Below are 18,569 nucleotides of genomic sequence, written 5' to 3' on the forward strand. Positions count from 1 at the left end.
ACCTACACAGGTCGGGGCTTTTTCGTATCGTTGTGGCTATGAAACAACTGCTATTCTTCGCACTTGCTACTGCTATTCTCTCGGGCTGTACTACTGAGCCTAAATTCCGCAATCCAGTTACTGTCAAAAGCAATGACGTTCCACTGTATGACGGTATGATGATTCAAGACAAAACGGTACCGTCTCAGGTTGTGGTCTTGGCCGACGCAGGAGATACACTGGAGTTGCAGGATATAACCATTGCCGGCCTGAATCAGGACACGCTTTGCATCGTATCACTTGACTCGAAGCGTACACGTTTCAAGAACGGTCAAGCATCTGTCTATGTGGAGCGAAAGCATCTGAACATTCCCGCTGCCACCCTGGAAAAAGCAAGGGCTGGCAAGCTCCATGACTTGCCAGCCCTTGCCGAGCAGAAGCCTGATCATTTACATACGAAGGCTACGAATTAGCCAAGCCCTCGGTAAACGAGTCGCGGTTGAGCCCGTCCTTCACGTCGCTGATGCGCGTGATGGGCGGGCTTTGCCGTAAGGCCTTCGCCGTTGCCTGGCCCAGTCGTTCGTAGTCGATGCCTGCCTGCGGGCCAGCTAGTGACTCCCGAACCAGCGCCGATTGCGCTACGCCTCCCAGCGCCATAAACCGGGGCATGGCTAGCGGCCGCGCCACCAGTGGGCGCCCACCCGCTGCCACGTTGATAGCCGAGGCAGCGGCCAGCAGGTGCGGGGTGCGACTCACGGCAGCGGTAAGCACGGGTTCCCCGCCCTCAATTTCGATGCCGACACTCCGGCCGGTACGGCGGCTGTAAAGAGGAATACCGCCCTGCTCATGGCTCGGGCCCTGGGCAATGCTGCCTTCGGGCTCATAAGCCATACCACCCCGCCGGAATACCAGCACCTTCGCCGTCAGTACGGCCGCTTTGGCAATGGCCAGGCCGGTGAGGATGGCATTCTGCGTGATGCCCGCAATACCAGCCGTAGGTATGTTAAGCGGGTTGGCGGCGGCTGCCGTGCCAATAGCAGATATTTCGCGCTGCAGGTTGATGGCGATTTCCGCAAGAGCCATCACCTTTTTCAGGGCCAGAGCCGCTTGGCCGGCGGCTGTCTCCTCGCCGAACAGCTCAATCACGGTATCCGTTACGGCGCCGGCCGCTTCCATCCGCGCTTGTTGAATGCCCCGCTCTTTCTCCAGGGCAGCCGCATCATCGGCCGCTTTCTTGTCCCGAGCCGCGGCTTCGGCCTCGGCAATCTGCTGCTGAGTTTGCAACACGCTCCGGCCGTAGTCCTGCTGGGCTACCAGCCGGGCCTGCAAGCCGGCCCGCTCAATGGCAGCCAGGCCAGCTTCCTGCTGCTGCTTCGTGGTCAGGCCGCTCGCGTAGTCCTGGTTTATCCGGTTACGACGGGCCTGCAACTCGTTTTCCAGGTTGGTCAGGGCCTGATTGAATTCCAGATCAGCCTGGGCCTTGGCCGTGTTGGCGCGTAGTTCCTTTTCCTTGGCCGTGTTGTCCTGGCTCTTATCCAGCGCGGCCAGCTCCTGGGCCAGCTGCTTATCCAGTAGCTCCTGGCGTAAGCGTAGTTCCTCGTCGCTGCCTTCGGCCGCTACAGTCAGCTGCGCGGCTACCAAGGTGCGGGCGTTACCAAGGGCCTGCACCAATTGGCGCTGGGCAAAATCCTCGGTCAGCTTCAACGAATCGGCTTCGTACTTGGCATCAATCAGGGCCTTCTGCCGAACCGTCAGGTCTTTGGCCGTCAGCTCCAGGGTGCGCTGGGTAGCCAGCTTGCGCTGCAAAATATTTAGCTCCTCCTGGCTGTTCTTCTGCACGCCGGCTAGCTCCAGGTCCAGATAGCCGAGCTGTACCTTCAGCTCGTTCTGCCGGGCAGCCAGCGCCGCGGCAGCATCCTTTTCCCGCTGGGCCCGGGCCTTATCTGCCGCGGCTTTATCCTCGGCCGCTGCTTGCTGCAGCAACGCACTGCGGCGGTTTTGAATGCTCTGCTGCAAGGTAGCCGACTGGCCCTCTAGCTTCAGCAGCTCCACTTCGCCCGCTACCTGGGCATCACGTAATTCGTCAGACGTTTTACCTTGCCGAATGGCTTCCTGATTTCGCTCTCTGGCAATTCGTGCCGCCTCCTTTGCTAGCTCAATAGTTTTGCTCAGGCTTTGAATTTCCAGGGCACTGGCTTTGTCCAGGTTCGCCAACCGCTCTTTCTCCGATAACGAGCGGTCTTTCGAGGAAAGCACCAGCTTATCAATGAGATTTTTATTCTTTTCCAGCGTAGTAAGTGACTCGCTACGCCGCTGATCCAAGTCATCTTCGGCCCGGCTTAACGCCGCGGATGCTGCCGCCGCCCGGCCGATTTCAGCCGTCAGCCGCTCGGTTTTGCCAATGCTGTCCTCTACACCCGTGGCATATTGCAGGATGCCGTTCTGGAGCCCGCGCGCATCGCCGTTGCGGATGGCATCCCAGATCACCCCGAAGGCTTTGATGCGGTTCATCACCTGGCTACCCAGGAAGTCAATCAGGTCTTTGGCCGCCTGCTTCGGATTGGTGAACACCAGCACCAGCGCTTTCCCAGCGCCAATCACCACGCCTTCCAGCACGGAGAAGCCACCCTTCAGGAAGGCCAGGGCAGCGGCTAAATCCTCGGCGCCCTCATCCGTCTTAGTGAAGTACTCGAACAGCAGCCCCAGGGCAATAACGAACAGGCCGATACCCGTCGCGGCGAAGGCTCCCTTCACGCCCGTAAGCCCCAGTTTCAGGGATTCCGCCCCGGCTTTGGCCTGCTGCCAGGCTCCCTTCAGGTTGGCTACTTGCCCCCCGAAGGCCCCGGTTTGCTCATCCAAATCGGCCAGCGAGTCGCCCAGCTTCTTGTTTTCGGCGGGCACCTCGCTGATGTCCTGCTTGAGCTTCTGCATCTGGAAGCCGATGCGGTTGTACTGCTCCGAGCCCTCGGCTACCTGCTGCTGCTCCTTTTCCAGCTTTACCAGCTCCTGCACCACGGGTGCAATGGCGTCTCCGTAGCCTTTTAGCTTGGCCTGAGTCTGCTCGTAGGTCAGCCCGGCTTCGGCGCCGGCTCGGTTGATGGCTTGCTGAAACCCGACGATCCGCATTTGCTGCTGCTCATAGGCCGGGTTGTCCTTGCTGAGCTGGGCTTGCTGAATTTCCAGCCGTTTCAACTCTGCAATCAGTGGCTCTACGGCACCCTGGTAGTTGCCCACGTTGCGCACGAACAGGCCGAGACCTGAGTCGGTAGTTTTCAGGGTATTACGCAAATCCTCAATCACTTTCCCAAGCGCCTGCGTCTCCTCGGTACTGTTGCTGGCGCTGCCAGCCAGTTCCTGGTACTGGCGCTGGGCTAAGCTGAGCTGGGCTTGGGTGGCTTTGTACGTGTCGCCTACGCCCGACACGGCCTTGTTGTAGAGGTCGAGGTTCTTAGTAAGGGCTGTAGACTCTTGACGCTGCTTATTTAGCTTGTCCTGTAGCAGCACAGTTTGCGCGGCGTATTCGGCATCCGTAACCGTATTCTCTTTTCGAGCCTGGGTCAGGAGCTTCTGCGCATTCTTGGTGGCCTCGATGTCGAGCACCAGCTGCTTCAGCCGGTCGGTGGTTTTGCCTTCATCGAGGCTTACCCGCAATAAGATAGTGTTATCAGATTCAGCCATAGGAGCGCTAGGATTGGGATTTTACCGGGGCAGGAAAGAGCGGAACCATCTGGAGGGTCCGATCAGCCACGGCGTTTAAAAACGGGGCAACATAGGCGTTGATGGGCACTCCAGCCTTCGCGGCCTGCGACCGGATAGCCGCTTCATTCTCTGGGCTAAGATTGACTTTAATGGTAAGCATAGGACGTTTCGGGGTCTATTGGAGTCTAGTGGAGTCAAGTTAGGCCCGCGAATTGGAGCCCCCATCTTCCCGCGTGAACCTTTGTTGCACCGCTCCCAATGGGCGGCTTTGCGACATGCCTGAACTCGTTATCAACGTCCCTTCCTACATCGGTGAATCCCACATGGACTGGGACGCCTGTGAATGGGTGCAAGGCATTACCTGGGCCGATATCGACATGCAGTTGTGGTGGGCTGAAGCCATGGGCGAAAAAGCCGACTCCATCCTGCTGCGCATTGGCGCTTGTGATGGCGGCTCGGTCCTGGAGGGCTTTAACATCATCAACAACCTGCACGCCCTGAAGCTGCCGATCCGCTCCCAGGTGAGTGGCTATGCGGCCAGCATGGCCGTGCCGCTGGCTATGGCTGCGGACGTAGCGCCCGAGATGGACTACACGGCCCAGCTCATGTTTCACGCGGCCAGCTTCAACGGCGGCGTAGGGGCTGAGACCTCGAAAGACCTGCGGGCCGCCGCTGACCAGCTTGATAATGTAAACCAGTTGGTGCTCGACTACATGGTGGCCCGCACCGGGCAAACTGCCGAGACGGTGACGGAATGGATGTCGAAAGACACCTGGTTCACTGCTACCCAGGCCCAGGCCGTGGGCATGTGCAGCAAGGTGAACCCATTGCCGACGGCTACCACGCCCGCCGCTGCTACGGCCCTCATTACGGCCCGCCGCCGGCGTGTGCCCGTGGCTGCCGCTCGTGCCGCCACCTACGCCCTGGCTGCCCGCAAAAAGCCTACTCCCAAAGCCTTAACCCCAGCGGCCCGTCGGGCTGCTCTAAAACCTCGCCCGATGGCAACTACCCCCGCGAAAAAGCCGGCTACTACGCCCGCTGCCAAAATTCTTACGTCCGCTCCTTCGGCTGCCAGCATTGCGGCCGTGAAGGCATTTGCCCAGCAGATGGGCGTAAACATCACCGCTGAAGGGGATGCCCCCGAGGCCGTGGCTGTGGCTACGGTACTGGCTGATGGCGCCGGCACACTCTACACCGACGGCCCGCTGGCCCAGGGTTCAGCCGTCTTCAATGATGAGGCGCTGACCGAGGCCACCGACGATGCTACCTATGAGGCCGAAGACGGCCGCGAAATCATCGTGGCGGGTGGTACGGTAGAGTCTATTTCGGAGGCGTCGGCCGAAGGCAATGAAGAGCAGGCTCCGGCCGCCATCAGCTCCGAGGCCATTACCGCCGCCGTTACGGCTGCCCTGGCCCCCCTCACGCAGCGCCTGGAAACCATTGAGGCCAAGTTCAACAAGACGGTGCCGCCCACCCCGCGCCCCACGGCTCGGGCGTCGGCTAGTGGCCAGGCCGATCCGAAGAATGCCGGCGCGAAGAAGCCGCACCCCATGGATAAGGCCAAGTCCAACTAGGCCGCTTCCTCTCGCTTACCCTGCTTTTGTCTGCCGCCCGCCGGCATTTCTTCCCCTGCCTAATTCACTATTGAAATGGCCTATTTTGTTAATCCCATTATCTACGGCGGCAAACAACCCACCGCAGAAGACCTCAAAGCCAAGATGCTGCTGGAGCCCCCAGTGGAGCAGCTGGATTTGAAAACCCTGGGCTTCCAGGTGCAGGAGGGCGTCAAGTCCTCGACGGTTGATTACTCGCTGACAGCTGCCCGCAAGGTAACGAAGCGCGATACCGGCTGCGGCCCCTGGGTGCCCACGGGTGATTTGCTGACCATGGCCAGCAACACCATCAACGTGTGGCCCCTGATGATTCAGCTCGAAGAGTGCGCCGACCGCTTCGACGGCACGGTGCTCGAATCGGCCAAGAAGAAGGGCCACGCCACCGACAACGACCTGTCGGGCACCGTGCTGGAAGAAATCGTGCGCGAAGGCCTCTCGCCTGTGGTGTACGAGGACATGCTGCGCATCATGCTGCTGGCTGACCGGGGCTCCTCGGATGAGAACTACAACCAGGTAGATGGCCTGCGCAAGCAGCTCATTGCCAAAGCAGTTGACGGCAAGATTGTACGTGGCACGGATATCCCTTCGGCCGATGGCATTACGCCGGCCGAAGCCGTAGCCGTGCTGGAGGACCTCTACAAAAAGCAGACGGCCCAGCTCAAGAACGTAGCCAAGACCAACAAGGCCTACTACGTGGATGAAGTGCTCTACGACGCCATTGAGGATGCCCGCATCAACTTCGGCAGCGACACCACCGTGCTGGAGTCGGGCAAAGCCGAGCTGTTCAGCGGCTCGGATAAGCCCCTCTACTACCGCGGTATCCTGATCAAGAAGCTGCCCCAGTACAACCAGTACGCCCAGGACCTGCCCGCCGGCCAGAGCCGCCACATTGCCTTCCTGACGGTACCCACGACCATCGTGGTGGCCATGGACGCCGAAAGCGACCTGGCTGAAATCACGATGTGGTACGACATCAAGGACCGCAAGAACTACACGCGCGTCCTGTACCGCCTGGGTGTCGGCTTTGCCTACGATAAGCTCATCGTGTTCAGCCTCTAATCTGCTACTGAATCATTCGTGAAACCCGCCCTGGCCACTACCGGCCGGGGCCATTTTCGAAAGGAGAACCGAAATCATGGCAGAAGACATCTGCAACCGCATTAACAAGGCTGTCACCTCGACATCCTGCCCTAAGAAAGGCGGCATTAACCGCAACAGCTGGGTGTTCCAACTTGATCAGTTTACCGGTGCCGAAACACGCAACAGCACCACGGGCGCTCAGTCGGGCTTCACGCTGAAAACAGGGCAGAAGGGCATCAAGGCCGTAGGGCGGCCGAAGCGCGGCAACGGTACCCACGAATCCAACACGGCCGAAAACGGCTCGACGGAGGTAACGCAAACGCTGGTACAGGAATACGGCTACAAGGACCAGAACGGTCTGGATGCGCTGGAAGAGTTCTTGGCCGGCGGCTCAAAGGTGGTGTACCAGGAGTTGGCTTCGGGTGACATCCGCATCTACTTCAAGGAATTCGGCAACGAAACCAGCAAGGGGGAGGATGGCACAGGCACGGCCCTGACCGATGACAACAACATCATGAAAACGACGCTGACCGGTAAGGAAGGCAAGTTCCCGATGTTCTTCCAGGCCCCCGTTAGCGGTGACCAAACCCAGCTAGCTGCTTCCCGGGCCTACCTGGACGCGCTGGTAACGGGCGCTGAAGTCGTTGCCTAACCCGTGGCAGCGGCTTATAACGAGGAGCTGCTTAGCCGGGTGCAGACCTGGCTCGGCTACTCCTACTCCAAGCGGCATACCCGCGAGAATACGGCCGAATTGCACGCACTCTACGCGGCAATTACCGGCGGCTCGGCGGAAGGCTGCACCAACTGCAATTACGATGGCTACGTGGGCCTACTCGAAGCCTACGAGCGTCAATCCCTTCGCTTTTTACACCCAGAACTGATGCCTGAGTCGAACTACACCCTGGCCCCCGGTTTCGAAAACGAAACCTTCGTGCACGAATCCTACAGCAAAGCCGTGACGGCGGACACCCTCACCGATGAGGCGGCTGAATTCTTCATCAGCAAGGGCTACGGCCACGCTTTCGTGAAGAAAGAAGGTGCCGAAACCAAGTCCGAGGCTCCTAAGCTGACCGAAAAACAGCAGCTGCAGGCCGAATACAAGGACCTGTTTGCGCAGGATGCCGATGAGGCCCTGACTATTCCCAAGCTGAAGGAGGCCATTGCGGCCAAGAAAGCGGAGCTGGATCAACAAGACTAAGTCCCGCCTGCCTGACGACCTGAAAGGGCTGCTGCTAGTGTAGTGGCAGCCCTTTTTCTTCTCCCTAACCGCTCACAACTGCCTCATGGCCCCGAAGCCCCGCCCCAAATCTACTTCTGCCACGGTCCGCACGGGCTGGCGCCCGGACCTGGTACCGGCTGCTGAGCCGGAAGGCCAGGGCGGGGAAGCCGTGAAGGTCATCAGCTGGGGCAACAACAACCTGCTGCCCCAGGATGCGGTGCGCCTGATCTATGACAGTGGCACCGCCGAGGCCTGCTACGATACGCTGTATCAGTTTATTGGTGGGGAAGGCTTTGCGGATGAGGCCACGGCACTGCTGCGGGTAAACCCGACGCAGACGCTCAATGACCTGCTGGCCGAAGCCCGCCACTACGCCGCCCTCGGCCTGGGCTTTGGCCTGATTATCCGCTACACCTACGGCGGGGAGCCGGCCGAGTACTACGTCGCTGAAACAGACTCGCTGCGCAAGGAGCGGGACCGGGACCCGCTGGAAGGCCCCAACCGCTGGGTGCTGAACTATAAGCTGGCCGATGGGAAAATGCCGGTGGCAGAAAACCACCTGTACCTGCCGCATGATCCGCTGGCCAGCCAGGAAGACATTGCCGAAGAAGTTATGGCAGCTGCCTTGTCGGAAGCCGGCTACTGGGGGCACCTCGTTTTTCATTTCGAACGCAAGGTGTCGCGGCGTCACTATCCGGTCCCGAGTTGGTACGCGGGGAAGGAGGATCTGGAAAGTGACGCCGCTACCAGTAAGTATGAGCGCAAGCAGGTTAAGAACGGCTTCTTCCCGGATGCTTGGCTGACGGTCATCGGCAAAAAGTACGACGACCAGCCGGACCCTGATTTCACGCCTGGGGAGGGGCAGACGATGGACGATGCCCCCTACATCGAGTCGGAGGATTTTGCCAACATCAAAACCACGCTGAAAAATCTAAAGGGCAGCGAAACGGAAGCCTCCGTGGGCGTATCGGTAGCCGAGACAAAAGACGAGGTACCCGACCTGAAGTTCTTCGACAAGGGCCCCAACAGCAAGGGCCTGACCGATATGACCAATCGCCTGGTCAACAAGGTGTGCCGCCACATGGGCGTGCCACCCGTGCTGATCGGGGTGGCGGAAGCGGGTATGCTGGGCAACAACCAGCAGATTGTCAACAGTATCAAGCTCTTCAACATCAAGGTCAAGGCCGCCCGGGCCCTGATTACGGACACGCTGCAGAAGTTCTTCCCGGAGCTGGACTTGACCGTGAAGCCCCTGAACCCGGTGGACTACCTGGACCCGGCGGTAGCGGCGAAAATGACCGAGGATGAAATCCGCGCCTTCGGCGGGCTGCCCGCCCTGAAAAAGCCGCAGTCCACGGAGGCGGAAGTAACGCTGCAGGCCCTGAACAGCATGAGCCCGCTGGTGGCCAACGAAGTGCTCAAGTCCTTTTCCCAAGATGAAATCCGCGCACTGGTGGGCAAGGGCCCGAAAGTCGCTGCCAAACCTCGCCCGAAAGCATGAGCCAGATTCTGACCAAAGCCGACTTCCCGGAATTCGTGCCGTTCTCGCTCAACATTGGGGACCACCTCTTGAACCCGCACATCCGGGACGCCCGCACCTTCGACCTGGGCATGCTCAGCGCCGCCGACTGGCTAGCGCTGGAGCAGCCCCGGCCCTGGCAGGTGACCGGGCTGGAAACGCTGTATCAGGAATTTATCCGCCCGTTGTGGGTGCTCGAATCGGCCCGCCGGTTCCTGCTCTGGCACGGCACCCACATCACGGGCTCGGGCGTGGATGACATTGCCGACCCAGACCACCGGCCCGTTTCCGGCCAGCGCCGGGCGGAGCTGAAGGCCGATCTGGAAACCAAGTGCAGCTACTACCGCAACCGGCTGGATGCCGCCTTGCGCGCCTACCGCGGGGCGGCACCCGCCACTACGTGCGGCCCGGCCCGCCCGCGTCGGCGCGGCAAGGGAGGCTTTACCCTTCACGCCGTCTAGCCATGGCCAAGAAAACCCGCACCGCACTCAAGCAGGACAACCAGCAGCGCATCAAGCGCGTGCCCGGCGGCCCCGTCGACGTGACGCGCGGCCGGGACCTGCTGGCTGGGCTTCAGGACCTGGCCGACTCGGCGGTGTTCCCCGAAGACCTGGAAGACCTGCAGTCGGAAGTGTACCCCGATGGAGAGGTAGCCGGGAGCCAGGTCGGCAACATTGCCCCCGGTACGCCCGTGGGCGGGCTGGGCTCGATTGCACTCTGGGAACTGGCCCTGGAAGCGCCCACGGTATTTCCGACCTACCAGCCGGCCACGGTGCTGCTCACGCAGTCGGCTCCGGAGCGGGGCGAGGTCGGGGAGCTGGTGGATAACACGCTCTCGGCCCAGTACTCAGCTAATGATGCCGGGGCCATCAGCAGCCTGGAAATCCGCAAGGGCACGGCCGTGGCGCTGGGCCCGGCCTCGACTACCTCGTTTGCGACAGTTACCACCTCGGTGCGCCGCAGCCTGGCCGACATCACCTTCCAGGCCCACGCCAGCCACGCGGCCGGCGCACGCAAGCTGGTACAGCCAGCAGGCACGGAGGATGACCGCCCCGCCCAGCTGGGCCAGCCCGATGCCCCGCAAGCGGCCAATCCGGACCTGCTCAGCAACGAGCTCCACTTCTACGGCCTGTATGCCATCCTCTTCGGCCCGGCCGCGGCGGCGCCCACGACCACCACCCAGGCCCGGGCCCTGCCCGGCTACCGGCTCACGGATGAGGGCCCGCAGTTCACCCTGGAGACGGGCACCCAGCACCGCTTCTTCGCCCTGCTGCTGCCCCCGGGCAAGAGCCTGCTAGCCGTGAAGGACCAGGAAACCAACGCGGATTTGCGAAGCCAGTACATGGCCCAACCCTTCGCGTTCCGGGATGCCGGCGGCACGGAGCAGGCCTACACCCTTTACCTGATGGAGCAGGCCGTCGCCTACACCAGCAATCACCACCACCTGATAACGATTAGCGCGTAATGGACCCAGCTTTCGAAATACCCTTTGGCATCCGGCCAACCAATGCGGTTCCCGTCGATGCGTACTCTGGTCCGAAAGAGGGCTATATCGACGTGGCAGCCGCCTGTGCGGCGGTGCCCTTCGTGGTTCGCTATTATGGTCAGGAGGTGCGAATTCAGAGCGCCAATGGCATCGTAAAATATTCGTGGGTTTCGGACCTGTCGGATGCGGGCCTCGTGCCATTGGCTTCCGGAACTGGTACCGGTGGCACTCCTTATACCCTGCCAGTGGCAACGGAAACCACGCTGGGCGGGGTAAAGGTGGGGCAGGGCCTGAGCATTGACTCGACCACGGGCGTGCTTAGTGCCGACGCTGCCCAGGGTGCCACCGTGGATATCACCCCGAACGTGACGCTGAACGGCCTGAAGGCAGGCACCCGCTACCAGATCAGCCTGCAGGAGTTTGCCACGCTGGCTACCACTATTTACTACGCGCCTTCGTTTGGCTCATTTACCTTCAACGGCACCAGCTCGACCACGGTACCGGTCGGCACTTCTTACGCCACGGGCTCCCGCCGTTTTGCCTGGAACACCAACAACTCGCAGAGCATCAGCCCTGCGGGCCTGACCATCCGGGACGTGACCGGCAATCAGAACCTGGCGACGGGCCTGCCGGCCACCGGCTTCACCGATGTGAGCACGCCCGGCTTTAGCGTGGTGCAGGGCCTGAGCCGCCGCTACCTGATTTCAGGCAACGATACCCAGGGCAACGTGTTCACGGCGGAAATGACGGTAAGCGGCGCCTACGAAATCTTCTACGGTTCCGTCGCCAACACGCCCACCACCTCTGCCCAGGTGCGGGCCCTGCCCGAAAGCCGCTTGACTACGCAGGGTAACCAGTTCATCATCAATACCGGCAGCGTGAACCGCCGGTTCGCCTTCTGGGTGCCGCAGGGCCTGAGTCTGCAGAGCGTGTTCGACCTGGATTCGGCCAACGCCAACCTGACCAGCCAGTACGCGGCCAGCCCGCTAAGCGTGAATGATGCGGGGGGTAGCCCCGTAGCGGGCACACTGTACGTGATGGAACAGGCCGTGCCCTATACCTCAAACCACCGCCACGCTATTACGGTCGGGTAAATGGAAGCCGTCCTGCAGCTTCCGACCCCAATCCGCTACACGAACCCCGTGCATGCGGATGAGCGCACCGGCCCCTGGGCCAGTGTAGCGGAGGCGTGCGCTCAGGTAGAGCCGGCGGTACGTACGGTGGGCCTGCTGGTAATGATCACCGGGCTGGGCTACCACTGGTGGCCTGGGCCGGGGCTGGAAGATGGCGACCTGGTACCCTACCTGCCCACTGCCCCACCGCCCACCACCGGCGGGGGTGCTGGCCAGCGCGGCACCTACTTCGAGCTGCCCGGCCTCTACTCGGCGGCCAACCGCGTGCATGCGCTGCCCGCTGGCACGAAGGACATTGATCTGCATTTCGGCTCCGGCCGCACCTTGCAGCCGGCCGCTGACTACACGCTTGATACCAGCGCCGACCCGCCCACGGTGACGGTAACAGCCTCGCTCCCGATGTTCGAGGGCGAAGCGCTGTGGGGCCGCACCTATCGCACCAGCAGCCGCACCTATTACGAGTTGCCGACTGCCTACGGGCCGGGCTACCCGCCGGCGGAGCTACCCGCTGGCACGGCCGATGTGGAAGTGTACTTCACCTCCGGCCGCCCCCTGCAACCCACCCGCGACTACGCCTACGACGTGGCTACGCGCACCCTGACCCTGCTAGCTGATCCGGCCATGTTCGGTGGCGAAACCCTTTGGCTCTGGCTTTACTCCTAACTTATGCGACCCTTTAAAATACGGCATACAGAGGGGCTGGCCGAAGCGCTGGCCCTGAGCAACGTCCCAAACTGGTTTAATGACCGGGATGTGCCAGCGGGCCTGACGGTGAACCTGTACGGCAAGCTCTGGCGTAGCCGGCAAGTCGTGCCCGCTGGCACCAACCCGCCGCCCGATTTCGCGGACTGGCCGGCTTACTGGGAATTGCACCGCGCGGCACCCGATGAAGAAACGGCCCAGCGCCTGGATGACTTTGATACGGCCCTGGCCGGCAAGGCGCCGCTGGTGCACCACCACGATGACCGGTATTACACGGAGCAGGAGGTAGACGCCAAGCTGACGGGCAAGGCAGACACGAACCACCAGCACACGGCCAGTCAGGTGGTAGATTTCAGCGAGGCGGTGCAGGATGCGGTGGCCGCGTTCATGCGGGCCGGCGGGGGCGTCACGCTCACCTACGACGACGCCAGCAACACCTACACCATCAGCTCCAGCCCGGGCGAAACCTTCGACCCGGAGAAAACCCGCGACGCCATCGGGGCCGCGCTGGTGCCGCTGGGCCTGATTGACATTGCCATCAACGACGCAGGCGACACGATCAGCATCAGCACCCGGGCCACGCAAAACCAGTCCGATGCCTACCTGCTGAGCCGCTACAACCACACCGGCACCCAGGACATCGACACGGTGGACGGGCTCAGCACGACGCTGGCTAACAAAACCAACAACGCCACTACGGCTGCCCTGGGTGCCCGTGTGACGGTCCTGGAGCGCCCCTTGCAGGCAGACGAGTTGGTAGCCGGCAAGGAAGCCTTCCTCGGGCTGACCCCGCGCCAGGCCCTGCTCAAACTCATTAATGGCGGGACCACCGTCACCCCCACTGACCCCACTGGCCCGACCACCGGCAACTCCTATGTGGAGGATGCTTACGTGGAGGATGGCTACGTGGAATAAGCCCCTGACACCACTAAAACTCATTTATCATGCCTCTGAAAATTCGTAGTGAGTTAGGCCGCAAGCTCACGGCAACTGAAGTTGACGACAACTTCAAATACCTGGAAAGCCTGGCCCAGGCCAACACGGCCAAGCGGCAGATCCGCATTGTATTCAATCCGCCTGGTGCCGGCAATGCCGGCGTCGAGCACACCCAATACTTTGATGCCCAGATTGCTGGCACTTACGCCTCGCTGCAGGTAAGCGGCCCCATCACGAACCTGAAGATAACCGAGGTGGCCAGCGCTGGCGTGATTTTCAACGGCCCACCTTCCAGCTGGACGGCCACCACGTTTTCAGCTGCGCTGAATACGAGCTATACCTTTACCCTGCAGGTGTCGGACGTGACCCAGGGCGGCTCCGCTATTTTCAATCAATAGGCCATGCTGGTACTTAATATCAGGCCCCGCCCTATTTCGATTCTGGAGCTGTTTACCTCCACCCGCCAAACGTTCAACGCCCCGGGCTGCCCGCGCTACCTGGACATTCCCGTTGCTGCCGGCAGCACCGGCACCAGTATTCTGTTCTACGGCCGTAGCAACGGCCAGACTATGGAGAACAAATATGTGGAGGTCGTGCAGGCCCCCTCAATCCAGCCCGGCGGCTTTGGCATGTACGCCCAGAGTGTCGTCGGATTCGAAGCGTTTGCCGACGGGGTAGGCGGGTTTACCTCGCCTAAGGACAAGTTTGCGGGGGATCGGTGGACGCGCATCGTGCTGCGTACGCCGGCCAGCTATCCCAACCGCACGGCCGGCATTATTCGCCTGAGCAGCACGGAGCCGCAGTACGGGCCGGCCAATTTCGACTTTGCCGACATCCGCATTTACTCCCGGGCCCTAACTCCGGCCGAGGTGGCCAACCCGTTCCCTCCCTCGGATCAAGATGCGTGGTACACCTTTGCCGGTGTGACAGGCACCGAGGTGCCAGATGAAACGGGCAACGGCCACACGGCCACGCTGGTGTATTAAGCATTAGGTGCAGGCACCCTCAAGGGCCGCATCGACATGCCCGTAAGCCTGCGGTGCAACAAGAGTACACCGCATCCTTTCCCGCCTGGTACCTGGTGCCGGTAGCTTTACTACTGATCTACTTCTGCTATGCTTCTGTTTATCTCGACACTACCCATCTGGCTGCAATTCACCCTAGCCTTCGTGCCGCTGGTCGGCGTGCCCCTCACCTTACTGTCCATGCGCGCCTCCCTACGCACCATTCGCCGTGAACGGGAAGATGCGCTGGTCGAAGCCACGCGCACGAAGGCAGAGGAAAAAGCCGCTTTAGAGGCGCGCTTAACGGACTACAAGCAGTTCAAGGAACGGCATGCTACGGAGGTGAGTGACTTAAACGGCAAGTACGAGAAGGACCGGGCCACGATGCTCGTGTTCACCGGCACGCAGCAGGAGTTTCAGCGCGACCTGGACAGTTTCAAGCTCACGCTGCACCAGAACTGCCACGACATTACCATGCTGCAGAGCATGCCCAGCCGGGTGCAAAGCCTGGAAACCAAGCTCGATAACCTCACCACGCAGATCAGCGACCTGAAGCAAGGCCAGCAGCTCTTGCGCAAGGAACTACGCGAGGATATGCACCGCGACAAGAGCGAAATCATCGACGCCATCCGCAACATCCGCCACTAATTTCTCCTGTATATGCTCACTGCCCTTCTTACCCTGCGCGGCATCTTTCGCCGCTGGTTCCCCGCTATTCTTTCCGTGCTGCTCTGCTCGGCCTACTACCAGTACACGGCAGCCCAGCAGGCCCAGCGGGCCACGCTGGCCGCCGCGGTGAATGCCGGCCAGCTCAACGCCGACAGCCCGCTGATTGCCGCCGCCCACAACACCGAAATCCCGCCGTTTGGCCTGGTAACCGGCAAGTTCATCTTCGCCCTGGGCCTGTTCTTTGGCGGGCTGGCAGCTGTCTGGTTCGTGCTCCGCTTCGTGGTCCCGGTATTGCCCCGCTGGGCTACGGCTGGCGGCTACAAGCAGGCCTTCATGGTGCAGGCGGAGGCCGACCAACTCCGCACCTTCAACACGGTTTGGCTTTGCCTGCTCGGCTACTTTGCCGTGTGCGTGCTGGCTGCTTGCCTGGTGAGCTAATGAAAATTCGTACTGCATCTCTCAAGGAGGCCAATGAATTTGTAGCAGCGCACCATCGGCATAATGACCCAGTCCGAGGCCACAAATTCAGCTTAGCATTAGAGGTGAATGGGGTGCTAGTAGGTGTCTGCATTGTTGGCCGCCCCAAGGCCCGTGGCTTCGATAATGGCCGCTGGTTTGAAGTAGTACGGCTTTGCACCGATGGCACCAGAAACGCATGCTCTAAGCTATATGCAGCCGCCCGGGCAGCTGCTCGGGCGCTGGGCTACGAGCAGTTGCTAACCTACACCTTAAGTTCTGAAACCGGTGCCAGCCTTCGCGCCTCCGGTTGGCGAAAAGGTCATACCACCGATGGTGGCAGTTGGGATACCCCATCACGTCGCCGGAAGGACACTGCCCCAACTGAACCCAAAATCTGCTGGTTTGCCTTATGAAACACTTACTTGTACTCTACTTATTACTTGTAACAGGCAGCTTACAAGTAGCGGCCCAGGTAGCCCACCGCGCCAAGCCCGGCGCGGTAGCCTGCCAGCTGCAGGTGGCCACCGCTCGGCTATACGTCCGGGAAGCAACCGGCCGCAACGATGGCCCCGAGGTGTGGGCGGCCCAGAAAGCCGCCGGTGCCAAGAAAGGTGACCCCTGGTGTGGGTGTGAAATGTTCGTGCAGCAGCAAGCCTGCGGACTGCCCTCGCCCAAGTGGCCGGCCGCCGCCCGCAACTGGAGCCAGAGCACCGACCCGCGCACGTTCTTCATTCGGGGCCTGCGCGGCAGCCTCGACAGCCTGCGGCCAGGTCACATCGTAACGTTTTACTATGCCAACCTGGGGCGCGTGGGCCACGTCGGCAAGGTCGTAGCCCTTGGGCGCGCCGTGCGGGCAGGCCGGGCTCCGCGCACCTACCTGGTGAACAGCGGCAACACGGGCCGGGGCGGGGGCCGTGATGGCGCCGGGGTGTATAACGTGAACTACCCCGCTTACCAGGTGTACGCAGGGGCTAACTGGAGCTACTGATGCGCACTCTCTTGCTCTGCCTGAGCTGCGCCCTATGGCTGGCCAGCTGCTCCGCTACCCGGGGCGTGAACCCGACTGTTCACGTCCCGAAGAACCCACCCCACCAACTCCGCTACTGGTTTGGCAAGCCGCCGGTAGCCAGTCGCACAAAGAAGTGGGGCCTCTCGAACCGCTACAATAAATAAACATGCGCTACCTCGTTGCTGCCTTGCTGAGCCTGGCAGCCTGCAAGAGTATTCAGACCACCATCAACCAGACCGGCAGCGGCCACACGGCTACCACGGCTACGGCTCAAGAACCCGAGGCGGTGGTTGCCGGCCCGGGTGCTACAGTTGTGGATGCCGAGAAGCCCACCGCGCCCGTGCAGCTGGGCCAGGGCAACCAGGCCACCGACAATACGAAGGCCGGCTCCCGAGGCGGGGCCGCGGCTACGGCGCCGGCGGCAGTGGCCACGACTACTACCACGAAAGAGAACTGGCTACGGCCGCTGCTGCCCTGGGCTGCCGGGGTAGTTGTGCTGGCCTTACTCTACTCGCTGCTGCCGCTGGGGCTCAACGGCTCGGGCTGGCTGCTGGTGCTGCTGCGTAGGGGCCGTAGCCGAGAGCCAGAGACTGGCTAAATGAATCTATTAACTATTCAGAGCGCTGGCCATTTAGGTGGTCAGCGCCTCTTTTTTTTGGGGGGTGTATGATTTTTGCCTTTGTGCGTGGGCATATTCTTTAATCGATCTAAAGAAGTCAGCCTTTTAGTAGTAGTAGGAGCAGGAGGGGGTGGGGTATTATAGAATTTGTTGACCGTGATATTGGTAACTGTAGGCTTGTCATCGCCCTTAATCTTGTCAGTAACAACATTTATGGCAACGCCAATTAGAATTGCAGTGATTGCATCTTTTAGCCATTTGGCAGCTGGCTCCCAGTTTCGGTTGTTGAGAAATTCCGTGAAGCCAGATGCTGCAGGGGTGATGGCTTCGGCCGCTCTCTGAAACGTCTCATATGGTATTGATTGAGCAGAGGCATCCTTTACCAACTCCGCCAATTTGGATAGTGCCTCTTGCGTAAATTCCGGACCAGATAGCAGCGTTGCCAACCCTTTCTTGTTGAAGTAATACTGCCCAGAATATTCAGTGCTAACGCTGGCCCCACACTCAGGACACGGCTCAGATGTTTTAACGTTGCGGAGGGTCATGGTTATATCGCGCCCAACTAGCATACGCGATGTGAAATCATGTCCGCATTCGAGGCAGAGCAGTTGCATAGGTTTCTGATTTAATTATTGGCAGACAGATTATTCTTCACCCGCGCCAAGTCCTCGGCCCGCTCAAACTGCACGAACGTATCCTTGCCCCGGCGGAATAGCTGGGTGGGAATGCCCCAGGCCAGCAGCAGACGTTGCACCAACAGGGGCATTGGCTTTGGAATCTGTTCGTTCTTCAGGTTCACCACCATCGTATAGTTCATGCCCTGTGCTTTCACCCAGGGCTTCATGGTCCCATGCGGCAGCGTGTGCAGCACCGACTGGCAGAAGCGCAAGGCTTCCTCGTAGGATATGCTCAGGCTCAGGTCAGGGAAGAAGAGGGGGGCGGGAGGTGTAGACATCCGCACAATATAATTACGCCAGAGTCTTGATATTAATCTAAGCCGGCTCCCAGAACTTGAGCAGTTGAGCCAGCGTCTGGTAAGGGTGTTCACTCTGGCCATGTATCCGGATCCAGTATTGATTCTGGTGCAGGGCAATGAGCACTGTGTAGACCTAACCTTGTTCAAACTCGGCGTAAGACTCACCGATGTAGCGTAGTTTTTCAGTTATGTTTTACCCATGTTTTACCCGACATAAGCAAAAACCCCGTCAGAAACACTCTAACGGGGTTTTTGCTTAATATTGGTGGGCCCAACTGGAATCGAACCAGTGACCTGCTGATTATGAGTCAGCTGCTCTAACCGATTGAGCTATAGGCCCGATGCGTAACCGGCCGCAGTGGCGGTTGGTATCAGCAGCACAAACTTCGACTTTTGTCGGCAGATTTGCAAAGGCCGCAAGCCGTGCCAGTTTCTGGAACCGGCACACTGGGCGCCTGGGCCTAGCA

Annotated in this window: 22 protein-coding genes and 1 tRNA gene; 19 read left to right on the forward strand and 4 right to left on the reverse strand. The window is 60.6% G+C overall.

The window, feature by feature from the left end; translation table 11 throughout:
• The first annotated feature begins 38 nt into the window (after positions 1–38).
• Positions 39–452 (forward strand): lipoprotein, encoded by a 414-nt coding sequence (locus IEW18_RS04075; protein ID WP_188556553.1) that lies wholly within the window; start codon positions 39–41, stop codon positions 450–452.
• On the opposite strand, the gene IEW18_RS04080 is transcribed toward IEW18_RS04075, so the two are convergent.
• A complete protein-coding gene (locus IEW18_RS04080) occupies positions 442–3,657 on the reverse strand; it encodes a coiled-coil domain-containing protein (protein WP_188556554.1) in 3,216 nt (1,071 codons plus the stop codon). The genes IEW18_RS04075 and IEW18_RS04080 overlap by 11 nt on opposite strands.
• 296 nt (positions 3,658–3,953) lie before the next feature.
• Between IEW18_RS04080 and IEW18_RS21840 the strand changes: the two genes are divergently transcribed.
• From IEW18_RS21840 to IEW18_RS04165, 18 genes are all read left to right on the forward strand, one after another.
• On the forward strand, positions 3,954–5,252 hold the full coding sequence (locus IEW18_RS21840) for an ATP-dependent Clp protease proteolytic subunit (RefSeq protein WP_188556555.1): 1,299 nt from the start codon (positions 3,954–3,956) through the stop codon (positions 5,250–5,252).
• 75 nt (positions 5,253–5,327) lie between these two features.
• Positions 5,328–6,350: a hypothetical protein gene (locus IEW18_RS04090; protein ID WP_188556556.1), complete on the forward strand. Its 1,023-nt coding sequence runs from the start codon at positions 5,328–5,330 to the stop codon at positions 6,348–6,350.
• Between the two features lie 76 nt (positions 6,351–6,426).
• Entirely contained in the window at positions 6,427–7,023 is a 597-nt protein-coding gene (locus IEW18_RS04095) for a hypothetical protein (protein ID WP_188556557.1), read from the forward strand.
• A gap of 3 nt (positions 7,024–7,026) precedes the next feature.
• Positions 7,027–7,569 carry a hypothetical protein gene (locus IEW18_RS04100; RefSeq protein ID WP_188556558.1) on the forward strand — a complete coding sequence of 181 codons (543 nt, stop codon included), beginning with the start codon at positions 7,027–7,029 and terminating at the stop codon, positions 7,567–7,569.
• Positions 7,570–7,654: 85 nt separating this feature from the next.
• On the forward strand, positions 7,655–9,091 hold the full coding sequence (locus tag IEW18_RS04105; RefSeq protein WP_188556559.1) for a hypothetical protein: 1,437 nt from the start codon (positions 7,655–7,657) through the stop codon (positions 9,089–9,091).
• The gene (locus IEW18_RS04110; RefSeq protein WP_188556560.1) at positions 9,088–9,570 is read left to right on the forward strand and encodes a DUF6712 family protein; all 483 of its coding nucleotides are present in this window, start codon (positions 9,088–9,090) and stop codon (positions 9,568–9,570) included. The genes IEW18_RS04105 and IEW18_RS04110 overlap by 4 nt, the downstream gene beginning before the upstream one ends.
• 2 nt (positions 9,571–9,572) lie before the next feature.
• Positions 9,573–10,574 (forward strand): hypothetical protein, encoded by a 1,002-nt coding sequence (locus IEW18_RS04115; RefSeq protein ID WP_188556561.1) that lies wholly within the window; start codon positions 9,573–9,575, stop codon positions 10,572–10,574.
• Complete coding sequence (locus IEW18_RS04120) at positions 10,574–11,689, forward strand: hypothetical protein (RefSeq protein WP_188556562.1); 1,116 nt, start codon at positions 10,574–10,576, stop codon at positions 11,687–11,689. Before IEW18_RS04115 ends, IEW18_RS04120 begins: the two co-directional genes overlap by 1 nt.
• Complete coding sequence (locus IEW18_RS04125; RefSeq protein WP_188556563.1) at positions 11,690–12,391, forward strand: hypothetical protein; 702 nt, start codon at positions 11,690–11,692, stop codon at positions 12,389–12,391.
• A 3-nt stretch (positions 12,392–12,394) separates the two neighbouring features.
• A complete protein-coding gene (locus IEW18_RS04130; protein ID WP_188556564.1) occupies positions 12,395–13,345 on the forward strand; it encodes a hypothetical protein in 951 nt (316 codons plus the stop codon).
• A 29-nt stretch (positions 13,346–13,374) separates the two neighbouring features.
• Positions 13,375–13,764 (forward strand): hypothetical protein, encoded by a 390-nt coding sequence (locus IEW18_RS04135; RefSeq protein WP_188556565.1) that lies wholly within the window; start codon positions 13,375–13,377, stop codon positions 13,762–13,764.
• Positions 13,765–13,767: 3 nt separating this feature from the next.
• Positions 13,768–14,352, forward strand: coding sequence for a hypothetical protein (locus tag IEW18_RS04140; protein WP_188556566.1), 585 nt, complete (start codon positions 13,768–13,770; stop codon positions 14,350–14,352).
• A gap of 129 nt (positions 14,353–14,481) precedes the next feature.
• Positions 14,482–15,018: a hypothetical protein gene (locus tag IEW18_RS04145; RefSeq protein WP_188556567.1), complete on the forward strand. Its 537-nt coding sequence runs from the start codon at positions 14,482–14,484 to the stop codon at positions 15,016–15,018.
• Between the two features lie 12 nt (positions 15,019–15,030).
• Positions 15,031–15,477 (forward strand): hypothetical protein, encoded by a 447-nt coding sequence (locus IEW18_RS04150; protein WP_188556568.1) that lies wholly within the window; start codon positions 15,031–15,033, stop codon positions 15,475–15,477.
• Complete coding sequence (locus tag IEW18_RS21995) at positions 15,477–15,911, forward strand: XF1762 family protein (RefSeq protein ID WP_373285699.1); 435 nt, start codon at positions 15,477–15,479, stop codon at positions 15,909–15,911. Before IEW18_RS04150 ends, IEW18_RS21995 begins: the two co-directional genes overlap by 1 nt.
• Positions 15,908–16,486, forward strand: a complete 579-nt coding sequence (locus IEW18_RS04155; RefSeq protein WP_188556569.1) for a hypothetical protein — start codon at positions 15,908–15,910, stop codon at positions 16,484–16,486. The genes IEW18_RS21995 and IEW18_RS04155 overlap by 4 nt, the downstream gene beginning before the upstream one ends.
• Positions 16,486–16,671 (forward strand): hypothetical protein, encoded by a 186-nt coding sequence (locus IEW18_RS04160; RefSeq protein ID WP_188556570.1) that lies wholly within the window; start codon positions 16,486–16,488, stop codon positions 16,669–16,671. Before IEW18_RS04155 ends, IEW18_RS04160 begins: the two co-directional genes overlap by 1 nt.
• Before the next feature lie 2 nt (positions 16,672–16,673).
• The gene (locus IEW18_RS04165) at positions 16,674–17,105 is read left to right on the forward strand and encodes a hypothetical protein (RefSeq protein WP_188556571.1); all 432 of its coding nucleotides are present in this window, start codon (positions 16,674–16,676) and stop codon (positions 17,103–17,105) included.
• Positions 17,106–17,146: 41 nt separating this feature from the next.
• On the opposite strand, the gene IEW18_RS04170 is transcribed toward IEW18_RS04165, so the two are convergent.
• The 3 genes from IEW18_RS04170 to IEW18_RS04180 form a co-directional block, all read right to left on the reverse strand.
• Positions 17,147–17,740: a hypothetical protein gene (locus tag IEW18_RS04170; RefSeq protein WP_229728589.1), complete on the reverse strand. Its 594-nt coding sequence runs from the start codon at positions 17,738–17,740 to the stop codon at positions 17,147–17,149.
• 11 nt (positions 17,741–17,751) lie between these two features.
• Positions 17,752–18,081: a hypothetical protein gene (locus IEW18_RS04175; protein ID WP_188556573.1), complete on the reverse strand. Its 330-nt coding sequence runs from the start codon at positions 18,079–18,081 to the stop codon at positions 17,752–17,754.
• A gap of 284 nt (positions 18,082–18,365) precedes the next feature.
• A tRNA-Ile gene (locus IEW18_RS04180) sits at positions 18,366–18,442 on the reverse strand.
• Between the last annotated feature and the right edge of the window lie 127 nt (positions 18,443–18,569).

The sequence above is a fragment of the Hymenobacter glacieicola genome, from assembly GCF_014640315.1.
GTDB lineage: Bacteria > Bacteroidota > Bacteroidia > Cytophagales > Hymenobacteraceae > Hymenobacter > Hymenobacter glacieicola.

Bases quoted from the DNA above. Each gene is read 5' to 3' on its own strand.
- IEW18_RS04075 (WP_188556553.1), top strand. From the start codon at position 39: ATGAAACAACTGCTATTCTTCGCACTTGCTACTGCTATTCTCTCGGGC.
- IEW18_RS04080 (WP_188556554.1), bottom strand. From the start codon at position 3,657: ATGGCTGAATCTGATAACACTATCTTATTGCGGGTAAGCCTCGATGAA.
- IEW18_RS21840 (WP_188556555.1), top strand. From the start codon at position 3,954: ATGCCTGAACTCGTTATCAACGTCCCTTCCTACATCGGTGAATCCCAC.
- IEW18_RS04090 (WP_188556556.1), top strand. From the start codon at position 5,328: ATGGCCTATTTTGTTAATCCCATTATCTACGGCGGCAAACAACCCACC.
- IEW18_RS04095 (WP_188556557.1), top strand. From the start codon at position 6,427: ATGGCAGAAGACATCTGCAACCGCATTAACAAGGCTGTCACCTCGACA.
- IEW18_RS04105 (WP_188556559.1), top strand. From the start codon at position 7,655: ATGGCCCCGAAGCCCCGCCCCAAATCTACTTCTGCCACGGTCCGCACG.
- IEW18_RS04110 (WP_188556560.1), top strand. From the start codon at position 9,088: ATGAGCCAGATTCTGACCAAAGCCGACTTCCCGGAATTCGTGCCGTTC.
- IEW18_RS04115 (WP_188556561.1), top strand. From the start codon at position 9,573: ATGGCCAAGAAAACCCGCACCGCACTCAAGCAGGACAACCAGCAGCGC.
- IEW18_RS04120 (WP_188556562.1), top strand. From the start codon at position 10,574: ATGGACCCAGCTTTCGAAATACCCTTTGGCATCCGGCCAACCAATGCG.
- IEW18_RS04125 (WP_188556563.1), top strand. From the start codon at position 11,690: ATGGAAGCCGTCCTGCAGCTTCCGACCCCAATCCGCTACACGAACCCC.
- IEW18_RS04130 (WP_188556564.1), top strand. From the start codon at position 12,395: ATGCGACCCTTTAAAATACGGCATACAGAGGGGCTGGCCGAAGCGCTG.
- IEW18_RS04135 (WP_188556565.1), top strand. From the start codon at position 13,375: ATGCCTCTGAAAATTCGTAGTGAGTTAGGCCGCAAGCTCACGGCAACT.
- IEW18_RS04140 (WP_188556566.1), top strand. From the start codon at position 13,768: ATGCTGGTACTTAATATCAGGCCCCGCCCTATTTCGATTCTGGAGCTG.
- IEW18_RS04145 (WP_188556567.1), top strand. From the start codon at position 14,482: ATGCTTCTGTTTATCTCGACACTACCCATCTGGCTGCAATTCACCCTA.
- IEW18_RS04150 (WP_188556568.1), top strand. From the start codon at position 15,031: ATGCTCACTGCCCTTCTTACCCTGCGCGGCATCTTTCGCCGCTGGTTC.
- IEW18_RS21995 (WP_373285699.1), top strand. From the start codon at position 15,477: ATGAAAATTCGTACTGCATCTCTCAAGGAGGCCAATGAATTTGTAGCA.
- IEW18_RS04155 (WP_188556569.1), top strand. From the start codon at position 15,908: ATGAAACACTTACTTGTACTCTACTTATTACTTGTAACAGGCAGCTTA.
- IEW18_RS04160 (WP_188556570.1), top strand. From the start codon at position 16,486: ATGCGCACTCTCTTGCTCTGCCTGAGCTGCGCCCTATGGCTGGCCAGC.
- IEW18_RS04165 (WP_188556571.1), top strand. From the start codon at position 16,674: ATGCGCTACCTCGTTGCTGCCTTGCTGAGCCTGGCAGCCTGCAAGAGT.
- IEW18_RS04170 (WP_229728589.1), bottom strand. From the start codon at position 17,740: ATGCAACTGCTCTGCCTCGAATGCGGACATGATTTCACATCGCGTATG.
- IEW18_RS04175 (WP_188556573.1), bottom strand. From the start codon at position 18,081: ATGTCTACACCTCCCGCCCCCCTCTTCTTCCCTGACCTGAGCCTGAGC.